The sequence below is a fragment of the Fusibacter sp. genome (assembly GCF_057447755.1).
In genome coordinates this window covers 1-7,903 of sequence record NZ_JBVBZF010000161.1, presented here as the reverse complement: position 1 = coordinate 7,903, position 7,903 = coordinate 1, and the positions used below count along the sequence as shown (strand labels likewise).

Here is a 7,903-nt window from a genome sequence, read left to right as displayed (position 1 = left end):
TCTGAAGCACATAAATGACAGCTACGGGCACCATAGTGGTGATGTATATATCAAAACCTTTACTGAGATGCTTCAAAAAAGACTCAAATTTATAGATGTGTCTGCACGTCTCGGGGGTGATGAGTTCGCTTGTTTGGTATCTGAACCAGATCTAGCCCTAATTGAAAAAGAAATTCTTTCCTTTAGACAAGATTTTGAATGCCTTAATATCAAGTCAGATGCTTTAAGTTTTATGGGAAGTTTTAGTTATGGCATTTCCCTCTATCCTGACGATGCGATCTCTACCTATGAACTCATGAAGCTTGCGGACAAGAGAATGTATAAAGATAAAAATAGAATATGATAAACTACCAGATCTCAGTCAATAATAAGTTACATCATAGAAAACCTCCTAATAATAATTTAGGAGGTTTTTAGATGTCTTACCAAAACAGAAAAGTGCTTTAGTTTTCTTATTCATTTTAAACAAAGATTCTACTTTTCAATCTTATAATAATCCATGGTGGAGGTCTCATTAAAGCCGCACGATTTGTATAAGTTAAGTGCATTTGAATTATTGGCTTCAACTTGTAGCATCACTTGCTTTGCACCCAAATCTAAAAGTGATGCTACCGATTTCATCAAAATCCATCGGCCATATCCCCTACCCCTATATTTAGGCATGATCCCTAGTCCATAAATGCCACCGATACCTTCAGATAATTGAAGATGTGTTTTCCCTATGATATTTTCACCTTCATAGGCAATATAAATCGTCATTCCCCTTCTTTCTTCATCCTCAGGCTTAATTAAATCTGAATCACCTTCCGACAGTGCCTTGTCTGCATCTGATTCATGTGTTTCAATATCAATGTTAAACTCTTCCTTAAAATAAACCACATTTTGCCTTTCGATCTCTCTAGAATCCGCATTGGTCGCCTTCCTCAAGCTTAAGAGGTTCTCTTTTTCTATGCTCTCAAAGTTGCCTTCTTGAACTAAGGCTTTAAACTTTTCCTGGTCCAAATACATCTCGTACTCCGTATGCTTGTAAACAGCTTGGGTGCTCTTTATGAAAGCCTGCCCCTCAACCGATGTTCTATCACTTAATAATAAGAGTGATTTTGCACTTCTTTTGTGGAAATCTTGTTTGACGAGATCAAACAAAGCTTTAAAAATACCCCTTCTTCTAAAATCAGGGTGGACCATACCATTGCTTTCAATCTGACTACCAATACCACCAAAACCACAAACACCTATGTAACCCACAAGTTCTTCACCTAGGAAATACATGAACTCATTTATGTTTTCTGGTTTAAAGGGGTGTGGCTTTTCCTTAGCTTCATCCGCTATGATCATTTTATAATCTAGTTCAAGTTTTAAGGCCACATTTTCTGCGAGACATTTTTTCTCAAGTTGACTAATCTTTACAAAATCTTCTTTCGTAAGATATGAAGCTAATTTTATATATCCAATTTCCATAAGTCCTCCAATTTCACCATAAATATAATCTCAGTATATCAAACAAGGCGGAGACCATCTAGTGAGTGACCTGAGAAAAGATGATTATAATCAATCTTTATCCGTAACTACATGCTTTCTTTGGGTATTCGACCATTCAGCAGGGTATGTATACTTCAAAGGAGGTATGGTTATGATTAGAATTGGCACCGTATCGACACCTGTTGAACTTGAAATGCTCAAGGAATTATATGAAGAAAATGGCATCGAAGTGTTTCCTCATCATCGTGAAGCTGGTGAGTTCTTGACCCTATATATGGGGACATCAAACTATGGCATCGATATCATGGTGGCTGAGGAACATGAAGAGGAAGCCCAAAGACTCTTTACCCTTTACTTCAGTGATATTCCATTGATAGATGAAGCTTCGTTGATCGAACAGGCAGAAGCAGCGACCAGAGAGGACAAAGAATCAAATGATGAATAAATTTGAGGTAAAAAACATTTCACAAGTTGATGATTCTTGCTCTAAGCTGGATAAAAACCAATGATCTACAATCAAAAGGCAGTGTCTATAGTTGACACTGCCTTTTTTCGTTTGATTAGACTTCTCTATAAACTTTCTCAACATATTCCGATGTGAAAAGCTGCATAATTGCACCGTATTTCAAGTCAAACCTTACATAATCACCAACCTCATACATGGTTTCTGTATGCGTTAAGTCAACGAGTATATAGTCACTGGATGCACCGATTATTTCAATCTTCTCATCCTTTGGTATTAAATAATCTGTGCTCACATCCTGTAATCCCGTTGAAAGCAGTGCCCGTAATTGGTTCCCCTTGTCCACTAGAATCGGTTTTTTGCCAAAAGCGTCCATTCCAACATTTCCAATTGGTACAGACGGTTTTGTCTTTAGTTCAACGATTTCAATAGCCACTTCAAAAACATCTGTGTATAAGCCTTCAATCAAATCACCATAAGCGGTTTCTCTCCCCAATAACAAGAGTTCGCCCAGCCTTAGATTGTTGATGCCCTTTGGCATATTGCCATTTTCAAGTAAATAATAGCTGCTTGAATTTCCGCCTGAGATTACTTTTAAATCCAAATCATAATGGGTCGAAATGTCCGCTGCAATTTGAGCAAGTTCAGATAGATTTTTTTCATCTGGAATAACGCCATTGACACAAGTTAAAGTCGTCCCTATGCCCACCAGTTTGATGTGTTCAAGCTGCAAAATTGCCTTAATAGTGTCCTCTACATCTGAAGGCAACAATCCTTCTCTAAACTCGCCAACATCGACCATTAATATAATCTCATGGATTTTATCAGTGCCCTTTAGGGCATCAGAAATCGCTCTTATAACTTTAATTTCTGAGTTAAGACTAAGGTCCACATATTGTATGAGTTCTTCGATTTCAGAGAGTGCTGGTACTCTGAGTAAAACTTTTTTGCAATCAAGGTTTTTTAACTTTTTAAGATTCTTAACCCTTGAATCGGCTATGTAGTCCAGACCAGATTCGACAAATACCCTTGCGATTTCCTCTGATCCACTAACGCCTTTTGTGACACCCATTAACGAAATACCACTTTCCCTACATTTTTGGTGTAAAAAGGTCGCGTTGTGTCTTAATTTTTTTAAATCAATCGTCACATGACAGTTCATAAATCCCCCTCTTCCCTTTTGATTTCATACGATTTAACGAACTAGCACTATTGCATCTGCTTGACAACTTCCATAAACTGCTCTCCATAAAGATCGTACTTTTTCTCGCCAATTCCTTTTATTTCAATAAACTCAGCCTTTGTCACCGGCTTCATTTCGGCGATGTCTTCAATTACCGCATTGGAAAAGATAATATAGAGTGGTACTTTTTTAGCTTCCGCAATTTCTCTTCTTAATGTGATGAGTGCTTCATATAACTCTGGATTTGACCCGCTATGGCCCATATTCTTGTTACGCTTTGGCTTTTTGCTTTTAGCAGTAGAAACATGTCTTTGAGATTGCTTCATCATAACACTTTTCTTTCCCTTGAGTACCTCTTGTGACATTGCGTTTAATTTTAGAACGGGGAACTCATCTGTGGTAATGGTCAAATACCCCTCTGCAATTAAAAACATGGTTAAATCCTTGAGCTCAGGGATTGATTTATCCTTTAAGATACCATAAGTCGATACCTCATTTAGCTTCAAATCCAATATTTTTTGTGCCTTAGACCCTCTAAGAACGTCTATGACGAGATTCATACCGAAACGCTGTCCAACGCGGTAGACGCATGATAAAAGCTTCTGAGAGGTTAATGTTTGATCCACAAGCTCAGATGTATCTAGACAATTGCCACAATAGCCACATTGGGTTTCTGGATTTTCCTCACCAAAATACCGCATGATTTCACCATTTAAGCAGGCACTAGTATGACAATATTGAACTAGGGCTTGTAAGTTTGAAAGCATCATCCGATATCGAATTGGATCATTTGTCCCTTGTGCTATCAATAGCTTCTGCTTGACAATATCAGAAGCATCATACATGAGCAAACACTCACTTTCCTCACCATCACGACCTGCTCTACCAGCTTCTTGATAATAGGCTTCCATATTTTTAGGCATATTATAATGAATAACAAATCTCACATCAGGCTTGTCGATACCCATGCCAAAAGCATTTGTCGCAACGATGATTTGCTTTTTATCAAGCATAAAAGCGTCTTGCGTTTTATTTCTCGCCTCTGTTGTCATACCGGCATGGTAGGCTGCAACCGAATATCCCTCTTTCTTTAACTTATCGGTTAAAGACTCTACTGTTTTTCGCGTTGCACAGTAAATGATACCAGTATGGTCTTTTGGCACTTTTTCAAACCACTCTTTAAGATATTCATATTTTTTAGTGGGTTTGACTACTTTATAGATTAAATTTTCGCGTTTTACACCGTTAATTGCCACATAAGGATTTTTTAAACATAAGAGTTCCAAGATATCTTCTCTGACCTCTTTTGTTGCAGTTGCTGTAAAGGCCGCGATAATCGGTCTAGCAACAAGCTGATTGATCCAGCTTGAAATATCCTTATAGCTTGGTCTAAAGTCATGGCCCCATTGACTGATACAATGTGCTTCGTCGACTGCCACCAGGCTTATATCAAGTTGTCTTGAAAGCCTTGTGAACTGAGAGGTCAATAAGGCTTCTGGTGCCACATAGATCAACTTATAAGCCCCATGTGCAATGTCCTCTATACGCGTCCTCATCTCCTGTGCATTCAATGAACTGTTTAGAAAAGTAGCCGGTATTCCATTTTGTACCAGTGATTCTACTTGATCCTTCATTAGAGCAATCAGTGGTGAAATGACCACAGTGACACCGCCAAGCATCATTGCTGGAACCTGATAGCAAATGGATTTACCACCACCTGTCGGCATTATGATTAAGGCATCCCTGCCTGATATAATCTGTTTTATGATTGATTCTTGGCCCTCTCTGTATGCATCATAGCCAAAATATTTTTTTAGAATTGTTTGCATCAATACTCCCTAATTGTTAATAAAATTATACTGTGTGACTTTCATTATAACATACAAAATTAAACCCCTTTTCGTTAAATTACTTAAAGGGGTTTAGTGACGTGTTCCTTTTTCAGTTTAAGCACCTTGCATGGATAACTTTGCTTGGATAACTTGGCTTGGATAACTTTACTTTGATTTATCATTTTGATATTAACCTTCACGTTGCCCTATTCTTTTTTACCCTTATTGCCTAAAATAATATGATAGTCTTCATCATTTATCGCACTTATAACATCAGTAGCTTCAAGTGGTACAAGCTTTAATTGATCTCCCATTGAATAACTGAGAAAGGGTTTGATATAGTAAAAGGCATTAGGATTTGAAACTTCTATAGTCGTTTGGTAAACAATCATCTCAGTAAGGCTATTCGCCAACTTAATGTGGTCCTCTTTGTCCTCAAGAACGCGTTTTTCTGCCTTTTCTTGGTCAAAAACAAGTGTATTACATGTGATTGGCATACCACTGCTATTAATTATCTCAAGATAGTAATTTGGTGTTGGATTATTTGAAAAGCGGCCATCACCCTGAAGAAAATCATCCTCTTTATCTAATTTTTTTATTTCAATTTCCCACTGGCCGACGTCCCAACTAAAGACGTCTCCATTCGACATGTAAAGTGTTAACTCATTAAATCTTACAAGGCCTGCTTCTCTTATACTAAAGGGAATTTCCAAGGCTCTTAAGTTGTATTTGCGCCCTTCCACATCACTGTAATTGAGAACTGTGAAGCCCTTTATGATAATGGGATTTTTCGCTGCTTTTATATTAGTTGGAAGGTAGGTCGTGTTTTCATAAGTAAGATTTAAAGAAATTTCCTTTATCTTTCCTGCAAACTGTTTATCGCTTGAATGCTCGTCAAGAAAAGGCAATTGGATTTTCCCCTCACCTTCGTATAAGGCATAGCCTAAGTAGGCTTGCCATTTTGCAAAATAAACATGTCTCTCTGAACCGCCTCTAAAGGTGCCCATGCCTTCTTCGTCTAAAACAGCAGCCACTATTATAATCATTAATATTAAACCGATTAATATGGTCCAACTCAATTTCCATTTCATAATACACCTCGACATTGATTTTGCTCATTATAAATCCTAATAATTATGTTATAATCAAGAAAATATTATGTATAAGGAGGTGGGGCATTGTTTACGTCATACGATCTTATTCCTTTTGGGCAACGATTAAGAAGTATTCGTAAAAATCTAGGTTACTCACAAAAGGAAGTCTCAATACTTTCAGGTATAAATGTGGATACTCTAAGAAAATTGGAATCCGGCCAAAGCATTCCAAGATTTGATACTCTAGAGCATCTCACCCACATTTATAAAACAAATTTATTATTGCTTCTAGACGCATACAAATCCTCTAAAGCACTTTTTCACTATTATGATCAAATTGACCAACTCATCACAAGCAACGACCTTGTAAAAATTCAAAATATAAAATCTCAATTTGATCAAGACCATAAGGCTCAGAAGGATACCCTAATCAACGCTAGAGACTACGATCAATTGAATATGTTCTTTGAAGCCTTGATAATGAGCTACGACCACGATAGTAAAGTCTTGGAAAAAGCAATTGGAATGCTGACAAATTCCCTATCACTCACCTTGATAGGCTTTGAAATAGAGAACTTTGATCAATTTAAATATAATTTTTTTGAACAAAGAATTTTATTTTTAATTGCTGCACTACTTTTTCAAATAAAAAATTGTATTCTTAGCAATCAAATTTTAAAATATCTTCTGGACACATTTGATTTTTCAATCTACTCATCCTTAAATGAGAAAAAACTAATTGCAAAAACCTATTCTTTAATCGCATATAATTTCCACATCATAGATGATCATATAAACGTTATAAGGTATGCAGATATGGGGATTCAACATTGTATAACTCATGAGATCTCCACATATCTTTATCTTCTCCTCAGTCGAAAAGGGATAGCAGAACATCAACTAAATTTACCAAATCATAAAGAGTCTTTAAAAAAAGCATTGCAACTACTCAATATCTACGAAAAACATAGTGTGTATCAACAGTATAAAGACATCATGGCCAATCAATATCAAATTTATGTGGACTAGTAATTCGAACAGACAGTTTTTTCCTAATAATTAATAAGTCTATGCCAATGACCAAAGGGATCAAAGGTATAGACTTATTTTTTATAATATGTTCTATCCCCACACTGGGAGATAAATCACAAACCCCGTATTAAAATTTTAAAATGCCAAATTTTTAAAACGTACTATCATCCTGAACGGCTGTAATCTCAATCTTAGAATACATTTTAGGATTGGGAAAATCTATTTCTCCTGCAAATACTGCACCAGTAGTGCTTATCAATAAAGTAGCTAAAAGCAACAGTCCAAGCAATCTTTTCTTCATGATCATACCTCCCATAATAATTGGTTAAGTCCTTTGATACCCCTAGTTTATCAGTTAAAGCCATATAAAAAAACCCGATTAAAATCAGTATTTTTGAAAAAAGATTTAAGTCATAAAAAAAAGAGCGTTTCCGCTCTTTAGTTACCTATAACATATACGAATATTAGGGAACATACGACCACCATTCCAAATAAGAAGATGGAATTTGTGATGCTTGTCAGCCTTGAATGTCCCTTTTCTATGAGTTCCTTAAGCTTAGAGGTCTGATTCTGAAGCAGTTCTATTTCAGCATTTTGATGTAAGTTGATTTTAATCTCCATCTGTTTTATCGCCTCAGTTTTAGCACTCATATCCGCAATGGCGATATTAAGATCATTTGGGACTTCTTTGAGCTCCTTGTAAATTGGTGAAACGACATCTATGTTGGATAAGTGTCTGAACGCCTGCGCAATAATTCTAGCAGTGAATAAAAGCCAATTGTCTATAAGGTTAAATAAAATACTGAAAACTTTAAACAAG

The 7,903-nt window shown here is 36.4% G+C and carries 9 protein-coding genes; 3 read left to right on the top strand and 6 right to left on the bottom strand.

Annotated elements, in window-relative coordinates; genetic code table 11:
• Positions 1-343: GGDEF domain-containing protein (locus AC220I_RS14935; protein ID WP_486724654.1), on the top strand; the 343-nt coding region annotated here is incomplete at its 5' end.
• A gap of 131 nt (positions 344-474) precedes the next feature.
• Here AC220I_RS14935 and AC220I_RS14930 read toward each other — a convergent pair.
• Positions 475-1,458: a GNAT family N-acetyltransferase gene (locus AC220I_RS14930; protein WP_486724653.1), complete on the bottom strand. Its 984-nt coding sequence runs from the start codon at positions 1,456-1,458 to the stop codon at positions 475-477.
• Positions 1,459-1,630: 172 nt separating this feature from the next.
• Between AC220I_RS14930 and AC220I_RS14925 the strand changes: the two genes are divergently transcribed.
• Positions 1,631-1,924 (top strand): putative signal transducing protein, encoded by a 294-nt coding sequence (locus tag AC220I_RS14925; RefSeq protein WP_486724652.1) that lies wholly within the window; start codon positions 1,631-1,633, stop codon positions 1,922-1,924.
• A gap of 115 nt (positions 1,925-2,039) precedes the next feature.
• On the opposite strand, the gene AC220I_RS14920 is transcribed toward AC220I_RS14925, so the two are convergent.
• From AC220I_RS14920 to AC220I_RS14910, 3 genes are all read right to left on the bottom strand, one after another.
• Entirely contained in the window at positions 2,040-3,104 is a 1,065-nt protein-coding gene (locus AC220I_RS14920) for an alanine racemase (RefSeq protein ID WP_486724651.1), read from the bottom strand.
• A gap of 47 nt (positions 3,105-3,151) precedes the next feature.
• A complete protein-coding gene (gene recQ, locus AC220I_RS14915) occupies positions 3,152-4,954 on the bottom strand; it encodes a DNA helicase RecQ (protein WP_486724650.1) in 1,803 nt (600 codons plus the stop codon).
• Between the two features lie 209 nt (positions 4,955-5,163).
• A complete protein-coding gene (locus AC220I_RS14910) occupies positions 5,164-6,048 on the bottom strand; it encodes a hypothetical protein (protein WP_486724649.1) in 885 nt (294 codons plus the stop codon).
• Between the two features lie 87 nt (positions 6,049-6,135).
• On the opposite strand from AC220I_RS14910, the gene AC220I_RS14905 reads away from it, so the two are divergent.
• A complete protein-coding gene (locus tag AC220I_RS14905) occupies positions 6,136-7,080 on the top strand; it encodes a helix-turn-helix domain-containing protein (protein WP_486724648.1) in 945 nt (314 codons plus the stop codon).
• A 154-nt stretch (positions 7,081-7,234) separates the two neighbouring features.
• Here AC220I_RS14905 and AC220I_RS14900 read toward each other — a convergent pair whose 3' ends face one another.
• On the bottom strand, positions 7,235-7,384 hold the full coding sequence (locus AC220I_RS14900; RefSeq protein ID WP_486724647.1) for a hypothetical protein: 150 nt from the start codon (positions 7,382-7,384) through the stop codon (positions 7,235-7,237).
• Between the two features lie 137 nt (positions 7,385-7,521).
• The coding region (locus AC220I_RS14895) for a hypothetical protein (RefSeq protein WP_486724646.1) at positions 7,522-7,903 on the bottom strand (382 nt) is incomplete at its 5' end.